This is a genomic window from Geomonas sp. (assembly GCF_056994735.1).
Genome location: NZ_JBXKJL010000384.1, coordinates 1 through 25,948 on the forward strand (window position 1 = coordinate 1; position 25,948 = coordinate 25,948).

The 25,948-nt window shown below is 58.7% G+C and carries 22 protein-coding genes; 4 read left to right on the forward strand and 18 right to left on the reverse strand.

Annotation, left to right across the window (positions count from 1 at the left end; all coding sequences use genetic code 11):
- Nucleotides 1-76 precede the first annotated feature (76 nt).
- The 13 genes from AC11W3_RS16465 to AC11W3_RS16525 form a co-directional block, all read right to left on the reverse strand.
- On the reverse strand, nt 77-457 hold the full coding sequence (locus AC11W3_RS16465) for a NifB/NifX family molybdenum-iron cluster-binding protein (protein ID WP_484091188.1): 381 nt from the start codon (nt 455-457) through the stop codon (nt 77-79).
- A 61-nt stretch (nt 458-518) separates the two neighbouring features.
- Entirely contained in the window at nt 519-3,686 is a 3,168-nt protein-coding gene (locus AC11W3_RS16470; RefSeq protein WP_484091189.1) for an efflux RND transporter permease subunit, read from the reverse strand.
- Nucleotides 3,683-4,900, reverse strand: a complete 1,218-nt coding sequence (locus AC11W3_RS16475; RefSeq protein WP_484091190.1) for an efflux RND transporter periplasmic adaptor subunit — start codon at nt 4,898-4,900, stop codon at nt 3,683-3,685. The genes AC11W3_RS16470 and AC11W3_RS16475 overlap by 4 nt, the downstream gene beginning before the upstream one ends.
- Nucleotides 4,897-6,198 (reverse strand): TolC family protein, encoded by a 1,302-nt coding sequence (locus tag AC11W3_RS16480; RefSeq protein ID WP_484091191.1) that lies wholly within the window; start codon nt 6,196-6,198, stop codon nt 4,897-4,899. Before AC11W3_RS16480 ends, AC11W3_RS16475 begins: the two co-directional genes overlap by 4 nt.
- Nucleotides 6,199-6,314: 116 nt before the next feature.
- Nucleotides 6,315-7,001: a cytochrome c biogenesis CcdA family protein gene (locus tag AC11W3_RS16485; protein WP_484091192.1), complete on the reverse strand. Its 687-nt coding sequence runs from the start codon at nt 6,999-7,001 to the stop codon at nt 6,315-6,317.
- The gene (locus tag AC11W3_RS16490; RefSeq protein WP_484091193.1) at nt 6,998-7,381 is read right to left on the reverse strand and encodes a thioredoxin family protein; all 384 of its coding nucleotides are present in this window, start codon (nt 7,379-7,381) and stop codon (nt 6,998-7,000) included. The genes AC11W3_RS16485 and AC11W3_RS16490 overlap by 4 nt, the downstream gene beginning before the upstream one ends.
- 37 nt (nt 7,382-7,418) lie before the next feature.
- A complete protein-coding gene (locus AC11W3_RS16495) occupies nt 7,419-7,646 on the reverse strand; it encodes a thioredoxin family protein (protein WP_484091194.1) in 228 nt (75 codons plus the stop codon).
- Between the two features lie 262 nt (nt 7,647-7,908).
- On the reverse strand, nt 7,909-8,856 hold the full coding sequence (locus tag AC11W3_RS16500; protein WP_484091195.1) for a permease: 948 nt from the start codon (nt 8,854-8,856) through the stop codon (nt 7,909-7,911).
- Nucleotides 8,857-8,907: 51 nt separating this feature from the next.
- Entirely contained in the window at nt 8,908-9,297 is a 390-nt protein-coding gene (locus tag AC11W3_RS16505; RefSeq protein WP_484091196.1) for a DUF2703 domain-containing protein, read from the reverse strand.
- A 14-nt stretch (nt 9,298-9,311) separates the two neighbouring features.
- Nucleotides 9,312-9,626, reverse strand: a complete 315-nt coding sequence (locus AC11W3_RS16510; protein ID WP_484091197.1) for an ArsR/SmtB family transcription factor — start codon at nt 9,624-9,626, stop codon at nt 9,312-9,314.
- Nucleotides 9,627-9,647: 21 nt separating this feature from the next.
- Nucleotides 9,648-9,848: a ribbon-helix-helix protein, CopG family gene (locus AC11W3_RS16515; protein ID WP_484091198.1), complete on the reverse strand. Its 201-nt coding sequence runs from the start codon at nt 9,846-9,848 to the stop codon at nt 9,648-9,650.
- 599 nt (nt 9,849-10,447) lie between these two features.
- A complete protein-coding gene (locus AC11W3_RS16520) occupies nt 10,448-11,167 on the reverse strand; it encodes a creatininase family protein (protein ID WP_484091199.1) in 720 nt (239 codons plus the stop codon).
- Between the two features lie 98 nt (nt 11,168-11,265).
- Nucleotides 11,266-15,051, reverse strand: a complete 3,786-nt coding sequence (locus AC11W3_RS16525; protein ID WP_484091200.1) for a PAS domain S-box protein — start codon at nt 15,049-15,051, stop codon at nt 11,266-11,268.
- 259 nt (nt 15,052-15,310) lie between these two features.
- On the opposite strand from AC11W3_RS16525, the gene AC11W3_RS16530 reads away from it, so the two are divergent.
- The gene (locus AC11W3_RS16530; RefSeq protein WP_484091201.1) at nt 15,311-16,135 is read left to right on the forward strand and encodes a CvfB family protein; all 825 of its coding nucleotides are present in this window, start codon (nt 15,311-15,313) and stop codon (nt 16,133-16,135) included.
- Nucleotides 16,136-16,249: 114 nt separating this feature from the next.
- Here the strand turns inward: AC11W3_RS16530 and AC11W3_RS16535 are convergent, their stop codons facing one another.
- On the reverse strand, nt 16,250-16,930 hold the full coding sequence (locus AC11W3_RS16535) for a Bax inhibitor-1/YccA family protein (RefSeq protein ID WP_484091202.1): 681 nt from the start codon (nt 16,928-16,930) through the stop codon (nt 16,250-16,252).
- 172 nt (nt 16,931-17,102) lie between these two features.
- On the opposite strand from AC11W3_RS16535, the gene AC11W3_RS16540 reads away from it, so the two are divergent.
- Nucleotides 17,103-17,462, forward strand: coding sequence for a hypothetical protein (locus AC11W3_RS16540; protein ID WP_484091203.1), 360 nt, complete (start codon nt 17,103-17,105; stop codon nt 17,460-17,462).
- Between the two features lie 125 nt (nt 17,463-17,587).
- Here AC11W3_RS16540 and AC11W3_RS16545 read toward each other — a convergent pair whose 3' ends face one another.
- Complete coding sequence (locus AC11W3_RS16545) at nt 17,588-18,652, reverse strand: NADH:flavin oxidoreductase/NADH oxidase (protein ID WP_484091204.1); 1,065 nt, start codon at nt 18,650-18,652, stop codon at nt 17,588-17,590.
- 130 nt (nt 18,653-18,782) lie between these two features.
- The gene (gene mutM, locus AC11W3_RS16550) at nt 18,783-19,595 is read right to left on the reverse strand and encodes a bifunctional DNA-formamidopyrimidine glycosylase/DNA-(apurinic or apyrimidinic site) lyase (protein ID WP_484091205.1); all 813 of its coding nucleotides are present in this window, start codon (nt 19,593-19,595) and stop codon (nt 18,783-18,785) included.
- Between the two features lie 642 nt (nt 19,596-20,237).
- On the opposite strand from mutM, the gene AC11W3_RS16555 reads away from it, so the two are divergent.
- Both AC11W3_RS16555 and AC11W3_RS16560 read left to right on the forward strand, forming a co-directional pair.
- Complete coding sequence (locus tag AC11W3_RS16555; protein WP_484091207.1) at nt 20,238-22,604, forward strand: PAS domain S-box protein; 2,367 nt, start codon at nt 20,238-20,240, stop codon at nt 22,602-22,604.
- Between the two features lie 495 nt (nt 22,605-23,099).
- Complete coding sequence (locus tag AC11W3_RS16560) at nt 23,100-23,783, forward strand: GntR family transcriptional regulator (protein ID WP_484091208.1); 684 nt, start codon at nt 23,100-23,102, stop codon at nt 23,781-23,783.
- Nucleotides 23,784-23,796: 13 nt separating this feature from the next.
- Here AC11W3_RS16560 and AC11W3_RS16565 read toward each other — a convergent pair whose 3' ends face one another.
- Both AC11W3_RS16565 and AC11W3_RS16570 read right to left on the reverse strand, forming a co-directional pair.
- A complete protein-coding gene (locus AC11W3_RS16565) occupies nt 23,797-24,771 on the reverse strand; it encodes a sensor histidine kinase (RefSeq protein ID WP_484091209.1) in 975 nt (324 codons plus the stop codon).
- A gap of 112 nt (nt 24,772-24,883) precedes the next feature.
- Nucleotides 24,884-25,825 (reverse strand): MBL fold metallo-hydrolase, encoded by a 942-nt coding sequence (locus tag AC11W3_RS16570; RefSeq protein ID WP_484091210.1) that lies wholly within the window; start codon nt 25,823-25,825, stop codon nt 24,884-24,886.
- Between the last annotated feature and the right edge of the window lie 123 nt (nt 25,826-25,948).

Here is a 25,948-nt window from a genome sequence, read left to right on the forward strand (position 1 = left end):
GCGGGTTTGAAAACGGATGAATATCCCGCTCGATGAGGGCAGATGCAAATGCGTGGTTTACGGGGACGCGGCATGGCTAGTGGGAGCATCCATGATCGTGGCCGTGGCCGCCGCAGGTATGGCCCGGCATGTACTCCGGCAGAGCGTTGGCCCGGAAGAGCTCGATGTTCTGGGCGATGGTTCCTTGCTGTGCCTGGAATACCCGAATTCCGGAAGCGTTCAGTTTGTAAAGAGCCCCGCCGCCAATTCCGCCGACAACGATGGCATCAACCCGATGACCGCCCAGCCCCGCTATCGGATTGCAGGCCCCGTGCTGATGGATCCGGTCGCTGTTGTTGATCGCCGTCACCTCGTGGGTTTCAGTGTCCACCATGACGAACCCCGGTGCCGATCCGAAATGTCCGTACACCTGGCTCTCCAACCCGCGATTTTCCAGAACCGGAAAACATACTTTCATTTGCCTACCTCCCTTTTTGTAATGTGCATATGCACAATATATACATGCAATATTTTGAATGTCAAGGGGTGGCGGAGGGTTGAATGATTTTTCCGGTCTCTTCCTCCTCATCACCGGTACTCGCAGGCTGTCTGAAGAGTTTGCCCACCATTTCGGTCACGTCTTCAAAGATCGTGTAGAAGATCGGTACGTAAAGGAGCGTCAGGAAGGTGGAGAGCATCAATCCCCCTATGGCGACCACTGCCAGCGGCGACAGCCGCTCGAGGCCGATTGCCCTCTCAAGGGCGATGGGCAGCATTCCGACAGCCGTGCCGAAGGCGGTCATGACAATGGGCCTGGTTCGGACACGGACGCTGTCAGTCAGCGCCTGGATCGTCGTTGCTCCCCGCTCCTTGGCCACCTCGATGAAGTCGATCAGCAGGATCGAGTTCTTCACCACGATCCCGGCCAGCAGGATCACACCCATGAAGGCGGAGGTTGACTGCTGGCGGCCGGCCAGAAGGAGCGACCAGACTGCGCCGATCAGGGCCAGCGGAATGGCGGTCATGATGGTCAGTGGATGGATGAATGACCTGAATGCGGGAATCAAGGAGAAGTAGAGCAGCACCATGCCGATCCCTAGCGCCATGGTGAGCGCCTCGAAATTGCTCTTCCCCTGCTTGGCGTCCCCCTCCTGGGAGATCTTGTAACCGGGAGGCAGCTGAATCCCTTCCAATTCCCCCTGGATATTCTCCATAACATGGGAGAGGGCAGCCCGCGACTTGTAGCCGTAGACGTCGATGCTGTTCTGCATATCCTGGCGAGTGAGCAGGGCGGGCACGTAGCTGTCCGTCATGGTACCCAGGGAGGCGAGGGGTATCGCTCCCATAGGTGTGTTGACCTTGATGGCGGCAAGTTTGTCTGCCCTGTCGCGGTACGGCTCGGCCAGCCTGATCCGGACAGGGAATCCGTCCTCGTTGGCAACTCTGAAGGTGGAGGCTACGCCTCCCTGCAGGGCGGCTTGGGCCTGAGCCGCTACATCACGAGGGGATATCCCGAAAGTCGCGCAGCGCTCCCGATCGGCGCGAAACAGCACCTCCTTCTTGTCCAGCCCCCAGGAGAGCGACACCGATTCCAGACCGCCCGCCTTCTCCAGGCGCTGTTTCACCTCCTGCCCGATCTGGCCGAGCACCTTGGGGTCCGGGCCGGTAACCATGACATCCACGGCGGCCCGGATGCTCGACATGGCGGTTGCGCCGAACTCGAAAATGTCCGCCGATTTGAGCCCGGGTATAGCGGCGAACTCCTTGCGGAGGTTGTTCTCGACCTGCCAGATAGACTGCTTGCGGTGGAAGCGGTCCACCAGGTTGATGGTGATATTTCCCTGCTGGGGATTCTTGCCGCTGCCGAAGGAGACCACAGCCGGTTCGGAGCCGAGCACCGAGCTGACCGCGACCAGACCTTCCTGTTTCCCGATCGCTTCCTCCATGCGTCTGAGGATGGCATTCGATTGGGCCAGGGAGGAGTTGGCGTCGGCCTCGAAATTGATCTTGATGATGCCGGTATCCATGGGAGGCTGGACGGTCTGGCCCACCAGAGGCTTGGCGAACTTCATGGTCAGAACCAGCACCACGAAGGCGGCAGCGACAAACCAGAAGCGGTGTTTGAGCGCCGTTGCCAGCAGGCCGACGAACAGATCCCGGATGCCGTTCACGAACAGGTCGCTCAGCCTCTTGATACCCGCCTCGAAACGGTTTTCTCCTGCGGTTTTCTTGAGTATGAACGGCGCCAGGATCGGTATGATGGTGACCGAGACGATGTAGGATGCCGCCAGGGCGATGGTCAGGGCGAGAGCCATGGGACGCAACACGGTCTGGACGTAGCCGCCGATAAAGACGATCGGGATGATGACCACGATGGTGGCGTAGGTGCCGGAGAAGATCGCCAGCATGACCTCCTCGACCCCGCCCGCAACGAGCTCTGTGAGATCGCGCTTCGACTCGTGGTAGTGACGCTCGATGTTCTCGATCACCACGATGGCGTCATCCAAAAGCATCCCAACCGCCACAATAACGCCGGTAAGCGTCACCATGTGAAACTCGAACCCGAAGAGCCACATGAAGGCGAAGGTGATCAGGTAGGTGAAGGGAATGGCGATGGCGCAGAGAAGCATGGTGCGCAGATTGGCCAGGAAGAGGAACAGCACGATCACCGTGATGATGACTGCGTCCCGCAGCGCCTCCAGCATGTTGTCCACGCTCCGTTCGATCAGGTCCTTCTGGGTATAGCTGATCTCGAAATTAACGAAAGGAAAGCGGGCCTTGAGTTTGGGGAGTATCACATCGACGGCCTGGATAGTGTCCAGTGCGTGACCGTTCTGATTGCGCAGGATGTTGATGCCGATGGCCTCCTTGCCGTTGCCGCGGTAGGCCGATTGCGGCTCCTGCACCCCCGGCGCTACAGTCGCCACATCCCGCAGATGGACAGTACCGGTATCCCGCCGGGCAATGACCAGCGCCGCCAGTTCCTGGGCCTTTTTCGCCGAACCTTCGGTTTTGAAAAGGTACTGCCCCTCACGGTTGATCACCATCCCCTGTGGGATGTTCTGGTTCTGGGCGGATACCGCCCCCATGATGTCCGGTAGGCCGACACCAAAACGGGTCAGCCTGTCCTGGTCCACTGTTACCTGAATTTCGGGCTGGTACCCGCCGAATATTTCTGCGTTAGCGATCTCGCCGCCCCGAAGGAGTTCTTCTTTGACCTGGTTGTCCGCCAACTCCCGCAGCTTGCGCAGATCGACCGGCGCATCGAGCTTAGGGGAGAGCGCCAGAGTCATCACAGGCTGGGTAGCCTGGCTGATCTTGAATATTTGGGGCGGGCGCACCCCTTGGGGAAGCCGGGCCGCGATCTTGCTAAGAGCGTTGGCAACGTCGGTAGCTGCTGCGTCGAGACTCTTTTCGTACTCGAACTCGGCGGTTACTACCGAGGCTTCGTCCTTGGAGGTAGAGGTGACCTTGCGCACCAGGTCTATGGTAGAAACCTCCTTCTCGATCAGGCGGGTGATGTCGCTCTCCACGTCGCCTGCGGCAGCGCCTGGCATCACCGTCACCACACTGATCTGGGGTCGGTCCACATCTGGAAACAGGTTGAAGGGCATCTTCAGATAGCCCAAGACCCCTAGTAGCGAGAGGAGTAGCACCAGCGAGAGGACGAGGTGGGGCCGGCGGATGTAGCTTTCCATGAATCTCATGGCCTGCCTCCGGTGGCAGCTATGGCTGACTTTACCGAAGCTGGGGATGATGGCGCTCCCGCAGCGGGTGCCGGATTACCTGCTCCGCCTCCGGCTACGGATACCCGGCACCCCTCTATCAGGGTCAGGAGCTTGTTCTCCTGGGCAACGGCTACCTGCTCGCCCGGCGCCAAATCGCAGACGATTGCAGCCTTGCCATTCGCCGAGCCGGCTACTTTGACAGGCTTGATTTTCACCACGCCGTTACTGATGACATAGACCACCTGCCGCTGACTGCTCTTCACCACCGCCTGGTCGGGTACGATAACTCCCTCGACCTTCTTCGTTACCAAGTCGAAGCCCACCGTTGCCGAAGAGGGAAGGGCGAAGGGGGAGGAGGGCGTCAGCACCTCCACGGTGGCCAGCATGTTCTTGCCCAAGGCCGGATAGACGCGGTTGACCTTGGCGGCAACAGTCTGCCCGCCGTTGGTGAGCACAACCTTGCTGCCGGGGCGGATGCCGGTCAATTCCTCCTGAGGCACCTGCGCCAGCACCTTGAATGGTGAGGTCTTCTCCACGGTCAGGATCGGCTTTCCCGGTGCGGCCATGTCCCCGGGCTCGACCCACCGTTTGGAGACTATGCCGCTGAAAGGGGCGGTGATACGGGCATAGCCGGCCTGTGTTTTTGCCACCCTGGTATTCATCGCCAGACCTTTGAGGCTCTCCTCGTAGGCATCTACGACCGCCTTGGCGCCGTCCAGCGCGGCCTGCGAACGTTCCAGTGCCTCCTTGGAGATGGCTCCAACCTTGTACAGCGCTTCGTCCCGTCCATAAATGGACTTTTGGGTGGCGTAGGCGCTTTGAGCCCCGGCGAGACGCTGACGGGTTGCCTGCACTTCCGCGTTTACCGCCACGGCATGGTCAACCAACTCGCGGTCGTCGATGGTCGCCAGCAACTCGCCCTGACGGACCGGATCTCCTTCCCTCTTGGTTATGGAAAGGATGCTCCCCGAGACCCGGGCCGACAGATCGCTCTTGGTGAAGGGCTCGATGCTGGCGAGGTAGTGGGCCGTCACCTCCATGGTTCCCCGGTCCACCGGGACCACCTGCACTGAGGGGGCGGAAGCCTGGGGACGGGGTAGGCTGGCGATCTTTTTCTGCTTGCTCTTTATGACGCCGATGCCGCCGGCGATAACGGCAAGCGCTACCAGGACCACGATTGCTTTTGATTTCATTGCAGATACTCCTCCAGATTTCCGGTCGCCCGGCGATAGGCGACCACAGCGGCGTTGTAGTCATAGAGCGACTGAGAGTAATTGGCCACGGCGTTTACCTCGGCGGATTGGGCCAGGAGCAGATCGACCATGGCCCCGGCGCCGGCGTTGTATTTCTCCCGCTCGATACGAAAGGATTCCCGCGCCTGGGCCAGCACTGCCTCCGCGGCCCCGATCCGCTTTTTGCTTTCCCGAAGAGAGGTCAGCGAGGTGCTTATGTCGAGCCTGACCTGGTTCTCCACTGCGGCTAGCCTGGCTTGGGCTCGCTCAGTCTGGATTCTCTCCCGCGAAAGATCGGCGAAGAGGGACTTGTCGAAGAGGGGAAGGGAGAGGTTGAGCCCGGTGTACCAGTTGGCCTCTTCGTGCCAGGGGTTGAAACCGTACTGGTCCAGGTAGCCGGCCACGGCATTTATTGTGGGGAGAAATCTGCCTCGAACGATCTTCCGGTTGAAGTCTGCTTCCTTGACGCCGGCCACAGCGCTGAGATATTCGGGGCGCTGTCTCTTGGCCGATTCCAGTGCCCTGTCAAAATCGGCCTGGAGCGGAGGTTCTGTCAGCGTGTCAGTGAGGGGGATGAGCACGCCTTCCTTTGGTGGTTCTCCCATCAGGTAGTGTAGGGTTGACGCCAGGGTGATCAGTGACTCCTCCAGCGACAACAGCCGTTGCCGCTCGTTGGCCAACTGGACCTCCACCTTGAGCAGGTCTACCCGTGCAATCCTTCCCAACTCGAAGGCACGCCGCGAGTTCTTTACCTGCTCCTCGAGAGCGGTGACCGAACTCTGCGACGCCTCCTTCAGCTTCTGGACCTGGAGGAACTTGTTATAGGTGTTGACCGTGTTGGCGATTATCTCGTTACGGGTGAAGTACAGGCCCTGTTCCTGGAGCTGTTTCCTGACTTCGGCAAGGCCCACTCCGTTCATAACCTGTCCACCCTGGTAGATCGGGATGCTGGTCCAGATGGTGTAGAAGCCGAAGCTGTTGCTGAAATGCGGCCCGATCTTCGCACTTTGTGCAGGGATATACGGGAGCGGCTCCTCGCGTGCGGTCACGTTGGCATCGAGCGACAATCTCGGGTAGTGCTTCGCAAACGCGCTCACAACGCTCTCTTCACTGGCCGACACTCCGAGCCGCCCTTCCGTCATGAGAGGGTTGTTGGCGACCGCCCTGGCAAGCGACTCCTTGAGTGAGAGCGATTCGCCCCGTGCCGACGTGGCGGCGAAGCAGAGGAAGAGCGCCAAATTGATGATCCTGAGTGTCATGAAAACCGCCTTATCGATGTATCTAGATAATCGTATGCAATGGCTTCAAAATAAGGCAGGTACTTCGGCATCGCCTGAATCACCTGCCCATGTTACCTTGTTGCTAAAAGTAGTGATTAAAACCCTTGCCAGACAAACCATGCTCCCACCAGAGCAACAACAGTTCCACTAACGTGTTTGGCCCACAGCGAGAAGCTGGCCACTCCGCGTGCCTTGGCGAACCCCTCGACAAACCCGGTGAAGGTGCCCGCAAAGAGCATGAGGAGACAGTGACCGATAGCGTAGCAGAACAGGAGGGCGATGCCGTAGAGCACTTGGCCCTTCCCGGCAACAAGAGTGAGGAGTACGACAAGCACCGGAGTTGCGCAAGGTGAGGAGACGACCCCGAAGAACAACCCCAGCAGGAACACACCTATCAAACCGCCCCGTTTAGGTTTGAAATCGCGGCGAACCGGCAGGCGGATTTCATACAATCCCATCATCTGGCCACCCATGACCAGCGCTATGGCACCTGCGAGGAAGTACCACGGTCCCCCCAGGGTGCCGAACATGGTGCCCAGCAGTCCGGCCACAGCACCGAAGGCGGTGAAGGTCAGTGACAGGCCCAGGATGAAAGCCAGCGAATAGCGGAAAGCCTTCCCGCGGTCGCCATCGCTAGACCCTCCTACGAAGCCTACGACTAGTGGAATGGTGGCCAGCACGCAGGGAGAGGCTGAGGAGAGCACCCCAGCCAGGAAGACCGCACCGAAGGCGACCATCGGATATAGCGTGATGATCTGCTCGATGTTATCGAGGAAGGTCATTTCAGTCCCGCCGCTTTCAGCGCGTTGACTATTTCCGTTTTTTCCATGAAGCCGATGTGACGCTTCACTTCCTTCCCCTGGGCGTTGAAGAAGATCTGGGTCGGTATCATCTGGATGCGGAACTTGTCGGCCGCAGCCTGGTTTTCATGGACGTCGATGAAGAGCACCGAGGCCTTGCCGCGGTATTCCTTCGAGAGGGATTCGAGGATCGGCGCCATTTTCTTGCAGGGGATGCAGGTGCGGGCGCCGAGGTCGATGACTGTGGGTTTGCCGGAAACAAGAGCGCGGCTGACCAGCGCATCGGTCGCTGACGGTAACTCGGCGTGCGCTGCGCCGGCAAGAAGCATGGTGATAGCGAGTGCTGAAATGACAATTTTCATCGGATGTCCTTTCCAAGAGGATTAACAAGACAGGGACCTACAGCATCCCCATGATCTCTACAACTGTGGCCACTTTGCCGGAAAACTTGACCTGGCCGTCTATGACCAGGGCCGGAGTACTCATTACGCCATACTTCATGATGGACTGGATATCCTCCACCTTCACCACCTCGGCGCTGACGCCGCTTTCTGCAACCGCTTTCTTCGTGTTTTCGTAGAGGGTCTTGCACTTGGCACAGCCGGTACCGAGAATCTCGATCTTCATTGACGCTCTCCTTTTTGATTGATGGTAGTGGTCCCGCCTCCCCGACGGGACCGTTCACTGCTTATTACTTTCTCCACCCGGCCCAGGCAGGGTAGCCGTGCCCTCCTCAGGGTCCGGCAAAGGCGGGAACTGCGAACAAAGCAGCCAAAACAAAGAACGCGCCGCCCACCTCTGCAAGCAGGGTGACTGCAGTCAGGCCTATGGCGGTCTTGAGTTTTCCGGTTATGCGGGTATCTATGGCGGAGCACATACTGACTTCACCTTAAAGAATCGCGTTGAACAGGTACCCGACCATGATGATCGCCACGGCTACAGTTCCGAAAAAAACGCCCAACAGGCGATTCTTCAGCACGTTTTTAAGGATGATCGCTTCCGGCAGGGAGAGGGCGGTCACCGCCATCATGAAAGCCAGCACTGTGCCCATGGCCATTCCCTTCTCCATCAGTGCGTGGACGATAGGGATCACTCCGGCAGCGTTACTGTAAAGGGGCACTCCAAGCGCTACAGCCACCGGCACGGCAAAGAAGTTATCCCTCCCGGCCCAGCGCGCCAGGAAGTCGGCGGGGACGTACCCGTGGATGAAGGCGCCAAGGCCGACGCCGACCACCACGTAGGGCCAGATCTTCTTCAGAAGACCCAGAGTATACTCACGGGCATAATCGATTTTGTCTCCGAAGGTCATGATCGTGATCTCGGAGTTGCCTACCTGCATCTCCCAGACATAGTCCTGGACGTACTTCTCCATCTTCAGTTTTCCGATGGCGATGCCGGCAACGATAGCTACCATCAGCCCGGTGCCGATATAAATAAGGGCAATCTTCCAACCAAAGAGCCCCCAGAGCATGATCAGCGCCACCTCGTTAACCATGGGGGAGGAGACCAGGAACGAAAAGGTCACGCCCAAGGGAACACCTGACTCGACAAAACCGATGAAAAGCGGCACCGCCGAACAGGAGCAGAAAGGGGTGACAATGCCGAGCAATGCAGCCAGGACGTTGCCGACGTATTCCCGCTTGTGAGAAAGCATACGTTTGGTTTTTTCCGGGGGAAACGAGGAACGGATGATCGCTACCACAAATATGATGGTAGTGAGGAGCAGGAAGATCTTCAGGGTGTCGTAGATGAAGAAATCAAGCGCTTCGCCCGCACGTGAACCGGGGACGAGGCCAATGACACTGAACACAATGTAGTCGGCAAAGCTTTTCAGCATGAGGTATTCCATGAGCGCTTGATTGATTACTCACTTAATGAGACAAAAAAATTACGCCTTGCTCAGCCCGAGGACTTTGTGGGCCGCCCTGCGAATGAGCTCAGCGGGGATCTCCTCGTAAGTCTTTCCTTCGTACTCAACTGTTCGGCAGCTCGTTTCCGAGCCGGTCAAGCATGAGCATGACGGACAGGGGGTTTCATCCGCTGCAGCATTGTCCAAAACAGCTTCCAGGGGCACTCCGTTAAGCAGGATCATATTTGACTGGGCCATTAGCTCTTCGGGGAGGGGCGTTTCCGTGAAGGTTACGGAAACGCCCATTGCGGCCAGCTCGTTGGTCAGTTCGGAAACTACTTCACTAACTGACGATCCGGTAGCTGCACAGCGGTCGCAAGTTGCACCTTCCTTGTCATAATGCCGCCACTCTATGGCTAGTTCTTTCATGGCGTCACCTCCGTTCACATCACCTTCAGCAGACTGTGCCGCCCGTGAATCTCCTCTTTTACTATGTCAGTGATGATGTCCATGACCGCCAGGATCTCGGGATGCTTGATGGCGTAGTAGATCTTCAATCCATCCTTGCGGCGGGAGAGGACCCCGGCGGCGAGCATCATGTTCAAGTGGCGGGAGGTATTCGACTGCTCCTCGCCGATGGCGGGGAAAATCTCGCAAACGCACCGCTCTCCATCGCGTAGAAAATCGACTATCTTCAATCGGGTAGGTTGGGCCAAGGCTTTCAGGATTTCAGCGCGGAACTCAACAAGCTCTTTCATTGCGACCCCTTCAGTGTATGACTATATAGTCATATAACCTGCTATTGGCAAAGTGTCAAATAGTTGTTTATCAGAGAAGCCGCGACGCACCCGGTAGGCTTGCAGTACGAGGTGGCGGAGTAGGTGGGACACAGGCACCCGTTGCTGATCCGCACGACTCTGGAGACGATCAGCGAGATCGGAGTCAAGACGGAGGCTGATTTTCCGGTGCATTGGAAGCATTTTTCACCTCTGGATGCAGTTTCTTTTGATTTCAGCATGTTACGGTGTAAGCAGTGTCGTAAGCACCTGAAATAGCCCGGGAATTTTCATTTCATGTAAATTCAGCTAGTTAGCCGGAAGTCTGCGAAAGTTACCCCCGTGTTACAGGATGGGGGTCTGCCTTCCTGGCTTCGCCAAGCTGACGCGCTCCGCTTGTCCCGGTGGCACAACCGCCCGGCAGAGCCGGACAGCCGTGTACCACCGCTTGAGAAGCAAGGGCGCCTCTTTTACGTCCCATAAGATATATTATGTCAAGTACGAGGTGTGGTTGTTGACCTTTGCATCGGTTTGGTGAGGGATGATAAAAAAGCCGGCTCGCCTCCTTCGGCTATGCCGGCCTTCTCGACAGCTGGATCAAAGATGAATCCGCCTTTGACTTTCTCCGTGCCTTCCGTGTCTCTATCGGCCATCGTTTTAGGTTCGCGGCAAGGATCTCGCTCCAACACAGAGCCGGAACCGCTCCTGGCGCCACTCTACGAAAAACAAGCCCAGGCTTACCCCTGCACCTGACGCTAAAGTCCCTTTAAAAGCCAAATTTGGAAGCCGCTTTTTTGGGCATTTTACCAGCGTCTACTCTCCAGGGCTTTTACCAACTCGACCACCTTGTCGGCCACCAGCGACTCGATCATTCTCCCTTTCTCGGCACTGGCCTTGGAGGGATCTCCCCAGACACCGCCGGGCCAGAAGCTGCGCTTGTCCCTGACGATGATACCGGTGGGAAAGTTCGGATACTCGCACGGGCTGAGCCCCTTCACCAGGTGCGGATGCGAGTGCATGATCCTCGAGGTCTCGATCTCGCCGGCATGTGAATCGCCACGGGTCTCTATGAGTTCGGCACCGGCGTCCTTGGCCAGATCATATTCGGTGACCACCGCCATGTTGATATCCGGGGTCTCTGCTATCAGCTCTTCGCCGGCGTCCTGCAGCGCCATCCGGTGCGATCCGCCGGCATGCCCGGTCAGAGCTATGAAGTTCATCAGGCCCTGGGCGTGCAGCGAGCGCACGATATCCTTGAGCAGAGCCTTCAAGGTCGTGGTGCTGATGGAGATGGTTCCGGGATGACACGCTGTGGAACGGCACGATCCGTAGTAAACCGGCGGCGCTACGAAGAGCGGTACTTTTTCGGCGGCTCTTTTCCCGACTTCGTAGGCCTCTATGGTGTCTGTGGAAAGCGGCAGATGGCTGCCATGCTCCTCGACGGAGCCGAAAGGAATATAGACGGTGCGGCAGTTTTCCAGTCCCGACGCGAACTCGTCCATCGTCATGTTTTCTATGATCACGTTGCCTCCAGAAAAGCCATTTAATTACAACATGTTAGCACGAAAAAATGGGGGTGTCGCCCTCTTCCGCCCCCCCTCCTGACCACCCTTCCCGGCCCTCAGGCCGCGTCGAGCAGTTCCCTCACCTTCTTGGCGAGTTCGATCGGCTTGGCGGGTTTGCTGATGATATCGATACCCTCAACCGCAATACCCTTGTCCTCGATGACATCCGCAGTGTAGCCGCTCAAGAAGAGGACTTTCAGGGCCGGGCAGCGCTCCTTCAGGACGGCGCAGACCTGGGTCCCGTTCATATTGGGCATGATCACGTCCATCAGAGCCAGGTCGACATCCTGCCACTTGTGCTGGAATATTTCAATGGCTTCGTCTCCGCTTTCGGCCAGGAGTACTTTATAGCCGAATCTCTTCAGCACCGATTCCACCAGGCGACGCACCGCCGGGTCATCCTCCACCACCAGGATGGTCTCGTTCCCGCCGTTTGGTACCAGCGCGGGAGCCTTGCGCATCGCTTGCTCATGCTCGGTGACCAGCGGAAGATAGACACTGAAGGTGGTGCCGAAACCGCACCGGCTTGCCATGGTGATATAGCCGCCGTGCTGCTTTACGATGCCGTAGACGATGGAGAGCCCCAGACCGGTGCCGCGGCCCGGATCCTTGGTGGTGAAGAAAGGCTCGAAGATCTTCTGCTGTGTGGCGGCGTCCATGCCCTGGCCGGTATCGCTGATAGTGATGAGTGCATAGCGCCCGGGCGTGCCGAAGCCATGCTGCAGCTGGAACTCCTTGCCGAGCTGGACCGTCTCGGTCTTGATCGACAGCTCTCCGCCTCCTGGCATGGCGTCGCGGGCGTTGGTGGCCAGGTTCATCAGCACCTGTTCGATCTGCCCGCTGTCGGCCAAAACCACCAGCCGCTCTTCGCTGAAGGCCGTTTTTAGCGCCACATCCTCCCCTATGATTCTAATGAGGAATTTGGTGTGCTTCCTGGCCAGATCGTTCAATTCCACCTGCTGAAGCAGCATGACCTGCTTGCGGCTGAAGGCTAGGAGGCTCTTGGTCAGGTGCGTGGCACGGTCCGCCGCGTCCAGGATCTGCTCCATGTGCCCTCGCCTGGCGTCTTCCGGATCGAGCGAATAGTGGAGGAGCTGTCCGAATCCCATGATGACGGTCAGGATGTTGTTGAAGTCGTGGGCCACCCCGCCTGCCAGCTGACCGATCGCCTCCATCTTCTGGGCATGGCGCAACTGATCTTCAAGGCGCTTCCTGTCGGTCATGTTCTCCTTGAAGGCCATGTAATGACTGATGACCCCGGAGCTGTTCCTGATCGGGGAGATGGTTGCGTGCTCGCAGTAGTTCGTGCCGTCCTTGTGCTTGTTGTAGATCTCCCCGCTCCAGATCCTGCCCGAGCTGATGGTGCTCCACAGGTCCTGGTAGACTTCGTTCCCGGTCCGTCCCGATTTGAAGATTCGAGGATTGAGGCCGAGAACCTCGTCCGCCTGGTACCCACTGATCTGGGTGAATTTGGGGTTCACGTACTCGATGTTGCCTGACGTGTCGGTGATGAGTATGGAGATGGGGCTCTGCACCACCGCCTGGGAGAGCTTGAGAACCTGCTCCTCGACCTGGTTTCGTTCCGTGGTGTCCTTGAACATTACTACGGCTCCGACGAGTTCCCCGTCCTCACGTATCGGGGTGCTGACGAAGTCTATAGGGAAGCTGGTGCCGTCCTTGTGCCGGAATACTCCCGTGCCGTCGGCAGGTCGCCCTTCATGAACTGCCGAGCATATCGGGCAATCGCCCTCCGGATAAGGGGTGGCGTCATTTCTGCCGTGCTGAGTCATCGAGTGCTGATCCTTGGCCAGCATCTCCTCGGCTTCCCAGCCCAGCATATGCGCGGCGGCAGGGTTCACGAAGGTGATACGCCCTTCCCTGTCTATGCCATAGATACCCTCCCCCGCAGCATCCAGGATCAACTGAAGCTGACGCCTGGTCTTCTCGTGCGCGTCCTGGGCCTGCTTCCTCTCCGTTATCTCCTCGATGGTCTGGATGGCGCAGATGACCTCGCCACGGCCGTCAAAGATGGGAGCCGCGGTCATGGCGACATAATGTTTTTTGCCTTGCTGGTCCGTATACCAGGCCTCCGCCTGTATCGCGTCAGGGAGGTGCGCCGGAGTTGTCATGGTGGAGTAATGGTGGGACTTCATCCAGCCGTCTCCGTCGATGACCAGCTCGGCCAGCAAACGACGATCGTCTTGGTGAAAGACACGCGAGACCTGGTCGGAGCCGAGGATGTCGACGGCCGGGACGCCGGTAAGAGCTTCGCAGGCGTGATTCCAGATGACGACGCGATGCTCCCGATCAAGAACAAAGGTGGGAAGGGTGAAGTTTTGCACCAGGCTCTCGGCGAACTCTTTCTGGGCTTCCAGGGCGGAATGTGCTTCCTTTGATTCGGTGACGTCAAGCATCGCCCCGATGACCCCTGTCGTGCCGTCTGCGGCGGGAAAGACGTTTTTGAAGAAGATAAGATGGTGAATCTTCCCCTCGCTGTCCGGGAGGGTGCATTCGTGGCGATGCAAGCTCCTTAGTCCGCAGACCTCTCCGTCGGCCTTGCCGATCGTTTCCGCCACCTCGACCGGCGCGATATCGAAGATCGTCTTTCCGAGCAGGGATTCCCTGCAAAGGCCGGTGAAGGTTTCGAAGGCCTTGTTGCAGCCGAGGTATCTCCCGTCCCTGTCCTTGTAGAATATCGAGATCGGGGTGGTGTCGATCACTTTCTGCGAGAAGTCGAGCTGGTTCCGGAGTTCTTTCTTCTGCCCGGCCAGTTCCCTGAGCAATTGGTTGAAGGCATCTCCCAGCAGCTGGATTTCCTCGCTGCTCCCGGTGGTGACACGGACATGGGCAGCCTCGTCGGTCCTGGAGAGGACTCTTATCTGGCGGGTAAAGTCGATAAGCGGCGCGGTCAGATGCCGCATGAGGAGCCAGACCACGACAGAAGAGGTCCCAAATACCACCAGCAGGGCTGCCAGCAGGAACCTCCGGGCCCGTTGCACCGGCTCGAAAGCCTCGCTTTGCAGGTAGTTGCTGCCGAGGACCCACCCCGTGGTCTTGAGTCTCTTATACGCCGTGATGACCGGAACGCCCCGCGTATTGATCCTTTCGCCGGTACCTTCAAAGCCGGCAACGGCCTTCTCAAAGAGGGCGTCTCTCTTCACGGGGATCTCGTGTCTCATGATCCGCTCTCGATCGGGGTGCGAAATCTGGATTCTCCTGGACGGGCTGAACAAAAAGAGATACCCTTGCTCGCCCTGTTTTATCGAGGAGATCCTGCTGAGGAAGTTGCTCTTGGTCAGGTCAAGGCTGCCACCCAGTATGGCGACGATCCGGCCGCTGTGGTTGTAAATCGGCGCAGTGAGCATGATGATGGGGTGCCGATGGGTCTGGGCCGAGATGAAAGGTTCCGAGATCTGCGGGCTCCGGGTTTCCAGCGTCTTTTTGAGGTACTCCCGCTGGGAATAGTCTTTGACCAGCATCTCTGCTTCCGACGGGCTCTCGAAGAGCAGCTTTCCCTGTGGCGAGAACAGGAAGAGCCCGTTGTCGAACATCGCCTGGGTGTCAGGCCTTTGCTCGAAAAACTTCATCAGCTTCCTCGGGTCATCCATCATCGACTGGTCGATGGTCCCGGCAGCCATCACGAGTTCCGTCTGAATGCAGAGCAATTTGTCGTCTGTCTGCTCGGCAATGGCCGATACCATGGCGAACTGCTGGTTGTGAACAAGCTCCTTGGTCTGGCTCACGAAGTAGAGCTCCGCCGAGAATGCCAGCACCGACAACAGGACGGCTACCAGCAGCGATATAGCCAAGGTCATCTTGGTCTTGAGGGTGAAACGATACAAGATTCCTCCCGAAAGGGATCGTACGCTTTATGCGTGTTACCGTCTTCAGCGTGCGCCGACGATGATGGTAAGAGCTTTTTATATTATCCAGGTGTCGCTAAAACAAAGGTTTTGAAACGGATGTCCATCTAGCCCATAATTGAGACAGATGAAAATCATGCAGTCCAACAGGTTATCGTCCGCCAGCGGTAAAAATTTAGCTTTAACGTACAGGTGAAACGGATTTAACCAAAACAGCTTCAATGGAGATGATCAAGTAATGTTCGAATTAGGAAAGAGTAACAGGCTGGAAGTAAAAAGACTCACCGCGATAGGAGCCTACCTGGCCTCGGAGGTCGGCGACATACTCCTTCCTGCCAAATATGTGAAGGAGGGGCTAAGACCCGGCGACCACGCAAAGGTTTTCGTGTATCTCGATTCCGAGGACCGGCTGGTCGCGACCACGCAGACTCCCAAGGCGAAAGTCGGAGAGTTCGCCGTGCTTGAAGTCAAGGAGGTAGACAATGTCGGGGCCTTCCTCGATTGGGGTCTCGAGAAGGATCTGCTGGTCCCGTTCAGCGAGCAGCCGCGCCCGATGCAGAAAGGCGAAAAACACCTGGTGCGGGTTTACCTGGACCGAACCGAAAGGATTGCCGCTTCGGCAAAGATCGGCAGGTTCCTGAAGAGATCCGACATACCATACAAGGGGGGCGAAGAGGTCCAGCTTCTCTTCTACGAATTCTCCGATCTGGGAGCCAAGGTCATCGTTGATGGTCTCTATGCCGGGCTGTTGTTCAAGAACGACCTTTTCGGCGATTACCAGCTCGGTGCCGGTGTGAAAGGGTATGTGAAAAAGGTCCGCCCCGACGGCAAGATAGACGTGAGCCTGAGAAAAGGGGGCATGCAGGACATCGCAGGCAGCAGGGAGAGCTTCCTTCGTGTGCTCAGTGAAAGGGGTGGATTTCTGCCGGTCGGCGACAAGAGCTCGCCGGAGCTGATCTACGAGCTCTTCAGGATGAGCAAGAAGAGCTTCAAGACCGTGATCGGCAACCTCTACAAGCAGGGGGTCATCGAGATCGGCAAGGACGGCGTCAGGCTGAAGTAGGAGTCGCCTTCAAGTAACGGATAAAGAAAAGCCCTCAATCATCGCGGGATGGAGGGCTTTTCTTCCAGGAGCGGCCGCCGGCCGCGAACCACGGCAGGGACTGCCGGTTCTCCTTTACCTCCGGTTCCCCAGCAGCCTCAGCAGCATCAGGAACATGTTGATAAAGTCGAGGTAGAGTGTCAGGGCGCCGAGGATGGCGCCCTTTTGGCCGGTATTCCCCTGCTGCCTGATCTTTTGCGTGTCATAGGCGGTCAGACCGGTGAAGACGATGACACCGCAGATGCTGGTGACCCAGTAGATCATCGAGCTATGCAGGAAGATGTTGACCAGCGAGGCGATGACGATGCCGATCAGCCCCATGAAGAGGAAGCTCCCCCACGAGGAGAGGTCGCTCTTGGTCAGGTAGCCGAACAGGCTCATGGCGCCGAACATGCCGGCTGTGACGAGGAAGGTCGAGGCGATCGAGGAGGAGGTGTAGACCACGAAGATCGTCGCCATCGTCAGCCCGTTCAGGGCCGCGTAGGCGAGGAAGAGGATGCTGGCGGTCGAGGCGCTGATCCTGTTGATGGCGCCGCTTATCCCGACTACCAGGCCCAGTTCCCCCAGCACCAGCGCGTAGAAGAGGACCCGGTTGCCGAGGATGGCCTGCAGCAGCGAGGGTGAAGACGCCGTCATCAGCGATACCAGCGCGGTAAGCGCGAGCCCTCCTCCCATCCACCCGTAGACGCCACGCATTACCCCACTTTGAGCCACGGAGATCGTCCTCGACCCCGTGGTGGTTTGAAATCTTTCCATTCCATTCCTCCTGGTTATTACTGCCGGTTTCACCTTCCGGTTAGCTGCCGTTTAAGAACGGCTAAAGGCTGCTATAATTTACACCGGTTTACCCCATCCTGTCACCAGTTAATGCCGAACCGTGGACCGATCAAACAGTCACTGCAGATCCCCTCTGACAAGGAGGTTGCCGATGCTCCGCAAATTGACCGTCTTGCTCTGCCTCATCTCCTTCTCTCCGGTAGCAGCAGGTGCCGAGGAGTTGGCCCTCCTCGTTAGCTCGCAGCCGACAGTTGCGCAACCCGCCGCCAAGGAACCTTCACCGGGGATCAACCTCTCCCTTCCCGATCAGCAGCAGGCCCCGGCCTTGATGGCGGCCAACGATCTGCAGGGAACGCAGGTCGCCGACCCGCCGCGCGCCCGGAAAACCCACTCGGGACTGAGCTTCAGGGAGTTCATCGAGGTCCACTTCGGTGAATACCGCTGGGTATACTGGATTGGCGCCACGGCAGCGCTGGTAGTCCTGCACGTCTTCGCCTTCGGTAATGACTGACAGGAACCGAGGTAAGAAGGAGGGGCGGTTAACGCCGTCCCTCTCTCGTACCCGGGTCCAGGCGTAACCCTCCTCCCCTCCCCTCCCCTCTTCCCTCCCGCGTTCCAATCCCCCGATCGTTGCGGCTAGCGTGAAGCGCGTTCGTACTGGACAGGCCAGGTCAACTGGACTCCCAGCTCCCTGGCGGCGTGCAGCGGCCAGTACGGGTCCCGCAGCATGGCGCGGGCCAGGAAGACCGCGTCCGCGAGGCCGGTGGCCACGATCTGCTCTGCCTGCGCCGGCTCGGTGATGAAGCCGACCGCGCCGGTGGCAATGCCGACTTCCTGACGGATAGCGCTGGCGAAAGGGGTCTGGAAGCCGGGACCGAAAGGAGGCGCGGCCTCGGCCACCAAACCGCCGCTGGAGCAGTCGATGAGATCGACCCCGACGCCCTTGAGCCTGCTGGCCAACTCCAGGCTCTGGGAAAGGTCCCATCCCCCGTCGATCCAGTCCGAGGCCGAGATCCTGGCGAAAACAGGCAGGTGTTCAGGCCAGATCTCGCGCACCGCCTTCACAACCCTCAGCGGAAAACGGAGCCGGTTTTCCAGGGAGCCGCCGAAGTCGTCGGTGCGCTTGTTGGACAGTGGCGAAAGGAATTCGTGCAGCAGGTAGCCGTGGGCCAGGTGGATCTCGACCACCTCGAAACCGGCCTCGACGCTGCGGCGGGCAGCGGAAGCGAACTGGCCGAGGATGGTCTCCAGGTCTTCGGCGGTCGCCTCCCGCGGGGACGGATAGCCCGGAGCGAAAGATTCGGCGCTGGGGGCGATGGTCAGCCAGCCGCGGTTCTTGGCGTCCAGCGGCCGCCCCCCCTTCCATGGGTGGTCGGTAGATGCCTTGCGTCCGGCATGGGCCAGCTGGATCCCCGCCACCGCCCCCTGCTCGCGGATGAAGCGGGTGATCGGGACAAAGGCCTTGGCCTGTTCGCTGTTCCACATGCCGCTGTCGTCGGGGCTAATCCGCCCTTGCGGGGTGACGGCCGTGGCCTCGACCATCACGAGGCCTGCGCCTCCGACCGCGCGGCTTCCCAGGTGGACCATGTGCCACTCGGTCGGCAGGCCGTCGCGGCTGCTGTACATGCACATGGGCGACACGAAGATGCGGTTTCTGATGCTCAACTCGCGGAACATGATCGGTGAGAATAGTCGGCTCATCATAGCCTCCGGTGAAGGTGCGATTGAGAACACGAAGCTGCAGCTATTCCTTTGCGGGCATCCTCCCCCGAATCCTGCTGATGTTCGACTCCCGAGGCCCGGTCCTAAGTGGGGAGATGCGGTGCCGGGTCTAGTGCTGGCAGTTGGGACAGAAGAAGGTGGAACGCTTGCCGAACCGGCCGCGCATGATGGCGGTCCCGCACTTGCGGCAGGGCTCTCCCCCGCGGCCATAGACGTAAAGGGTCTGCGGGAAGTAAGCGAGCGGCTCCTCCTTTCCTGCGAAATCCATGGTGGAGCGCCCGGTGGCGATGGAGACGGAGAGCACCTCCTTGATTGCCGCGGCCAGCTGCCGGCAGTCATCCATGGAGAGCTCACCGGTGATGGTGGTCGGCAAAAGGCCGCAGCGGAAGAGCGACTCAGCCGCATAGATGTTGCCGACACCGGCTACCACGGCACTGTTCATGATGAAGGGCTGGATGGCCACCTTCTTGCCACGGCTTTTCTGGTACAGGTACTCGCCGCCGAAGGCGCCGGTCAGCGGTTCCGGCCCTATCCCCGAAAGGAGCTTGTGCTGGAGCGGATCGGTTGCGGTCCAGTGAATGGAGCCGAACCGGCGGACGTCGTTGAGCCTCAGCATGAGACCTGAGGAGAAGCGGAGATCGAGGTGGTCATGGGAACCCGCCTCCCGTCCGCTCGGTACCAGGCGCAGGTGGCCGGTCATACCGAGGTGCACCAGTAGCGAGCCGGAAGGAAATCTCAGGATCAGGTACTTTCCCCGCCGCTCCACCGCCCGTACTTCCTCGCCGGTCAGCAGCGCCCCCAGTTCCGGTGGTATCATCGATCCGAATTTTGCGCTATGGACGGAAAGGCCGGTAATACGCCGGCCGACAAGGTGGCTGGAGATGCCCAGCCGGGTGACTTCAACCTCCGGCAATTCAGGCATCACAAACCCCTTCCTCACTGAGCCCGTGCGGCGGGAATGCCGAAGTCGCACCGTTGCATTTCCTGGTAACTCGGCTCATTTCATTTTTCGAGCGGCATCGGGGCGCAGACGTTGTCGGGTGAATTCGCCTCCGCACCGCAGGTGAAGCAGACAACCGTGGGGCGGTCGGTAATGTGGGCAATGTCTTGAGTGAGCCCGCGGCTCTTCAACATGCAGATGTGTCCTGTGTGTTTGGCTCCGCATTGACAGGTTGTCGTCTCCGGCATCATGCACCTCCTGTTGTTATTGTAGGATACTCTTTACTACTTAGCCGGATCATCAGTCAAGAAGGCGATGTCTTTATCTATCTTTTCGGGACAGGAGGTGGAGTTTGGTACCCACCGCCACCCGATCAAGATTAAACAAAACTAAGTAAATATCAACCTCTCTGCTTAAAAAGTTTTCCAAAGACTTCTGCTTTCATTTTAATTGCTTCTTGTTCGGGTTAAGAGTATATTTGTGCCATCTTTAATAATGCTTCACCAATCCAGTCGGCCGCGTACAATGTGTGCGGCACCCGGGGAAGCCTGAGCACTTTCTCTGGCTGGGCTGCCGGGGCTTTAAAGATGCGACGGTAATGTATGCCTGAGTTCGGGGGCCGGTATGAACCTGATGTCACGCGCTGGCGATAACAGCAGCAGCAACCTACACGATGAAGGCGCCCCCAGCCATTCCTCACCTCCGGGAAGCATCCCGCTCCCACCACGACACGACGGCCGCCAGATCTTCTATAATCTCTTCTCCACCCCCCGTCCAGGGTTCCACCAGACCGACAAAGCCGGAACGTTCCTGGGCGCAAGCCTTGGTCGCGCTGAGATCGTCAATGTTGCTCCGGCAGGGCATTCTCCCTTGGCGCTGGATGAGGATCTGCAGGAACTGGAGCGGGAATGGACCTCGGCCATGGCTTACGGGCTCCAGTGGTCGCGCGAGTTGAGGTGCCTCGCTGCGGACGGAAGCGTGCGCTGGGTGCAGGCGACTGTTGCGGAATCGCGCGACCGCAACGGGCACTTCAGCGGCTACCTTGTCTGCAACGTCGACATCACCTCGCGGATCAGCGTCCAGGAAGAACTGGCACTCAGCGAGGAGCGCCACCGGCTGGCCATGGAGGCGGCCAGCGCCGGGGTCTGGGACCTGGACGTGGAGAAAAATCAGTGCTATTTCAGCCCCTACTGCTTCGAGATGCTCGGTTACACACCCGGACGGCTACCGGCCGAGGTTGAGGATTGGAGGGATGTCATCCACCCTGAGGACCGCGAGGTGGCCCGAAAGGTGAAGGTCGGTTGCATAGACGGGACTGCACCGAGCTTCAAGGTCGAGCTACGGCTGATGACTGCGCAGGGGAGATGGGCATGGTTTCTCTGCGAGGGCAAATCTGCCCGCCGTGACCGTTTGGGAAAGGCTCTCAGGGTAGTCGGTACCCTGGTCGATATCAGCGAACGAAAATGGGTCGAGCAGATGTTGCGTATGGAGCGCGACCTCATGGACGTCATCACCACCACCAGTCCGGTAGGTATCGTCCTGGTGCGGCATAACGGAGACATCGCCTTCGTCAATCCGAAGGCGGAGGCCATCCTTGGACGGCCCAAGGAAGAACTGATGCATGGGCATTATAACCTTCCGGTCTGTGCCATCACTCCGAGTGGGGAACTCGATGACTTGCCGCTGCGCGAGGTGCTGCAGCACGGAAGCACCCTCCCCCACACCTGTCTTGCCGTCAAGCGTCCCGACGGGGAGCGGACCTTGCTCTCGATAAATGCAGCCCCTTTCCTGGACGCTGACGGCGACGTCGGCGGCACAGTCCTCATCATGGAAGACGTCACCGAGCAAAAGCAGCATGAACTGGAACTTGCGGACAGTGACCGCCTGTTGCGCGAGACGCAGAGCATTGCCCAGCTGGGAAGCTATGTCCTGGACCTCGCCCACGACACTTGGTCGTGCTCCAGCATCCTTGTCGACATCCTGGGTCTCGACGAAACCTCATCGATGAACCTCCTCGGACACTTCGAGATCGTCCATCCCGACTTCAGGCAACAGTTCATCGACAGCTACCTGGCCTGTGTAAGCAACTCGAAGAATTTCGAGATGGAATACAAGGTCATCCGGCAAAAGGACGGCCTGGAGCGCTGGGTCGCGGAGTGTTGCGAGCTGAAGCTGGACGAGACCTGGAGGCTCACCCGGATCATCGGCACCATCCAGGATATCACCGAGAGAAAGGCCGCGGAGGAGGCTATTCGTGAACTGAACGACGACCTGGACCGGCGGGTCATGGAGCGGACCTCGCAGCTGGCGGCCGCCAAGAAGGAGATCGAATCCTTCAGCTACTCCGTCTCCCATGACCTGCGGGCACCCCTGCGCCACATCAACAGCTACAGTGCCATGCTGCTGGAGGACCACGGCACCGCCCTCCCGCCGGAAGCCCGCTCCTATCTCGACAGGATCCGCACCGCGAGCAGCCGGATGGGAAGGCTGATCGACGATCTGCTGACGCTGAGCAGGGTTGGCCGCACCGATATGAAGCGCGAGCGCTTCGACATCAGTGCCGTCGCCGCAGACGTTGCCAGCATGCTCCGGGAAGCGGAAGTCGATTGCCTGGCAGCCTTCACCATCGAACCGTCGCTGATGGCCGATGGCGACAGCATCCTGGTCCGTGTGGTGCTGGAGAATCTTTTGGGGAATTCCCTGAAGTACACCGGGCATAAGAGTGCCCATATCGAGTTCGGCCGGACCACCGTCGACGGCAGGGAAGCCTTCTATGTACGGGACGACGGGGTCGGGTTCGACATGGCCTATGCCGGGAACCTCTTCCAGCCGTTCCAGCGTCTGCACGGCTCGGAATTCGAGGGAACGGGCATAGGCCTCGGCACGGTCAAGAGAATCATCGACCGGCATGGCGGCAGCGTCTGGGCCGAGGGCAGGGAAAACGAGGGTGCGACATTCTATTTCACCCTTTCCGAGGCGAAGTCCTGTTGATCTGAAACCGCCTCAACTCTGTCGAATGACTCGGTGGCCATGCCTGACATCCCTTGCCCGTAGCGGCGCGCACCACACTGGAACACGCTGATATATTCTCCCGGCCACCCTTCGTTTGCGCTCCCACCGCCTCTCCTCTCCTTCCCCCGTCCCCCCCTCCTTTGTCGCAGCCAAAAGTCCTTCAGCTTCTTTTTAGTAAAACTTTGTTCAATATTTTTATACATACTCTTTCTTTGACAACTCATCCGGTGATGTGACAGGGATATAACGACTGGATCTGCTGATAGCCAGTCATGGCACCCAGGGGTAATACCTTGAAATTACATCCGAAGGAATTCAATTCAACGGCCCTGCAGTTGGCGGAAAAGATTCTATTTGTGAAAAAATGTCTACCAATTTGCAAAACTATGTTTTATGATAATTCCGGCGTTGGCCGCCAGCAGCACCTTTTGGCACATGACGAGACCGTTTGAGTGGATTCAGGAGAGGGGGTCTATGAGGAAGACACATGAAATGGTGGAGAAGGCGTTGGTGGCAGGTCTACTGAAGGGGAATCCGCAACCAGGGAGCCATCTTGAGAGTGAGCGCGACCTGGCGGCGCGCTTCGCGGTGAGCAGGGCAACGGTGAGGGAGGCACTGCTGAAGCTGCAGAAGTCGGGTTGGATTTCGGTGCAGCAGCGGCGGGCGACGATCGTCAATGACTTTTGGTCGCAGGGCGATCTAGAGCTGCTGTCGTCGATCACCAGGAACAGCGAACCCTTTCCGCAGGATCTCGCGCTGCACCTGCTGGAACTGAGGGTTCAGTTTGCGCCTGATTATGCCAGGCGAGCGGTGGAAAACGCCCCCGCCAAGGTCGCCGAATTCCTCAGCCGCGCCAACAAGCTCCGCAACAGCCCCGGCGCGGTGGCGAAGTTCGACTCGCACCTGCATCTGACCCTGGCGGTGCTGTCCGGGAACAAGCTTTACCCGCTGATCATGAACACATTCGCTGAACTATACACGAAGCTCAAGGGAGAGTTCTTCGCCAGCCAGGAGCACCGTGCCCAGGCTCGGGCCTTCTATACCGACCTGATGGAAGCGGCCGGGAATGGGAATGCGCTCGAGGCTGAGGCTGTGACCCGGGCCGCCATGAAGGTGAGGATGGAAAACTTCAAACGTGGCTTGAATTGGCAGCAGTAGCTTGGTGGGACTCTTACCTGTCGAGGGGTGAGCGACCGGGAAGAGTAAAGAAGAAGCTGGCACCGATACCTACCGAGGCGTCAGCCCAGATTTTTCCGCCGTGGCGGTGTATGATCCTCTGCGCGATGGCAAGTCCCATACCGGTACCGTCAAATTCACTATCGCTGTGCATGCGCTGGAAGGGAGAGAAGAGCTTCTCGGCGTACCGCATGTCAAAGCCTGCTCCATTGTCGCGAACGATATAGACCGTGGCGTTCCCCTCCTCCACCGCGCTGACCTCGATGATCGCCGGCTCCCTGCCGCTGGTATATTTCCAGGCGTTGGCCAGAAGCTCCCTGATCCCTGTTTTCATCAACTCCAGATCCGCCTGCACCGGCATTTGCTCCGCAATCTGAAAAAGAACCTTGCGTTCCGGGGCCGATTCCTTCAGAGATGAGGCGCAGCCGCGGGCGATCTCGCTGAGGTCGATCTCGGAGAAGAGGAGCTCCTTGCGCATGATCCGCGACAGGTTGAGCAGAGCTTCCAGCAGCGACTCCATCTTTCGCCCCGCCTTCACGATGCAACCAAGATAGCCTCGCGCTATGCCGTCCAGGTTCCCGCCGTAATCTTCCAGCAAGGCGTCACTGAAGCCGATCAGGTGCCTGAGCGGTGAACGCAGGTCGTGGGATATGCCGTAGCTCAGCGACTCAAGCTCCTTATTCACCGTGGCGAAGGCATTCTCCCGGTGGACCAGATTCTCTCTCAGCCGGCATATCTCTTTCTGGTCCCCGACCCTGGTGTGCCCCTCGAGCCTGAGCTTTTGGACGTTGGCTGCCAGCTCCGTATCCAGACGGGTCAGCCGCTTTTCCAGCGATGCCACCAGCAGGCGAAGTTCTTCGTCCACCAGCTTTTGCTGCGCGAGCTCGGCTTCCGCCTGCCTCAGGACTGCGGACAGTTCAGCCTCTTTATTTGCATGATCCGGAGAATGTCCCCTTGACACCCCTTCCATGGCTGCCTCCGGCGGTTGCGTTATGGTCGACTCCTTGAATTCAGAGACTCATTTTGCCACAACCTTGAACCGAGCACCAGCATTAAAAATTATCCGACGCTAATCTAGTTGATCATTCCGTCGCGGCACCGTAAAGCTCGCGCAGCTCCGGGAAGAGGCCGGCCTCTTGCAGCGCCGATTTGAGTCGCAGGGGTTCCGCCAGGAAGTCCCGCATGAAGAAAACCTCGGAGGCCTTGATGTAGGCCGAGACCGGATTGGTGTAACCCTCGCCGAAGATGGCCTTGAGCACCTCGCTTACCTTCTCGATTCCTGCGTACCGCCGGACCTGCCCTGCCCTTTCCAGCAGCTTCCTGACGTAAAAGAGGATCGTCTGGTCCACGCTCCCGCTGAAGTCCCTGTGCGCAGGGAAAATAGTGAGCCCTTTCAGGGCAGCCAGTTTCGGGAGGCTGGCACAGTAAGCATGGTAATTGTTGAACCGTTTGGAGAGGTCCTCGACGTCAGGGCCAAGGAGCGGGGACTGGAATATGTCCCGCAACAACAGGTCACCGGTCACGGCAAAGCCGTCACCGACATAGACGAGGTCGCTTTGGGAGTGGCCGGGGCAGGAAACAGCGGCGAGGCCGAGTCTTCCCAGTGCTTCCGACTCCTCTGCGACCTCGATTCTCTTGGGACACCGAGGGAACCCCTCTTCGGACCGGAAAACATGCAAAAGCGTTCGGCAGAAGTCGGCGTCGAATCCGGCAGAGATGAGGAGCAGGTGAAGGCCCTCCATCCACTCCTCAATGCGGCCTAACCTCAGCACGTCATAGCGGGGAAAGTGGATCCTCGCTTCGCTGCGCTCCTCTATGTAGGCGGCAAGGCCGTAATGGTCGACGTGACAATGGGTGATGAAGAGGTGCTTCAGGCGCTTCAGATCCACCGACCGCTCCAGTACCACCAGCGCCTCGGCGGTCGGCGGTCCGGTATCAAAGAGAACCAGTTCCCCGGCCAACTCCGCGGTGTAATAGTGAACCTCCCCCACCATGTAGGGCGTCATTACCGTATGCTGTTTCATACTTCTCCTAACAATACCGGCCACTTTCGCCGCGGCCATAGTACCAGATGACGCGACGCAGTCATCAACTTTTTACGCCTCAGCAAAATGGTACCAGATGTCGCCGTCGTCTGGCCAGGCGAA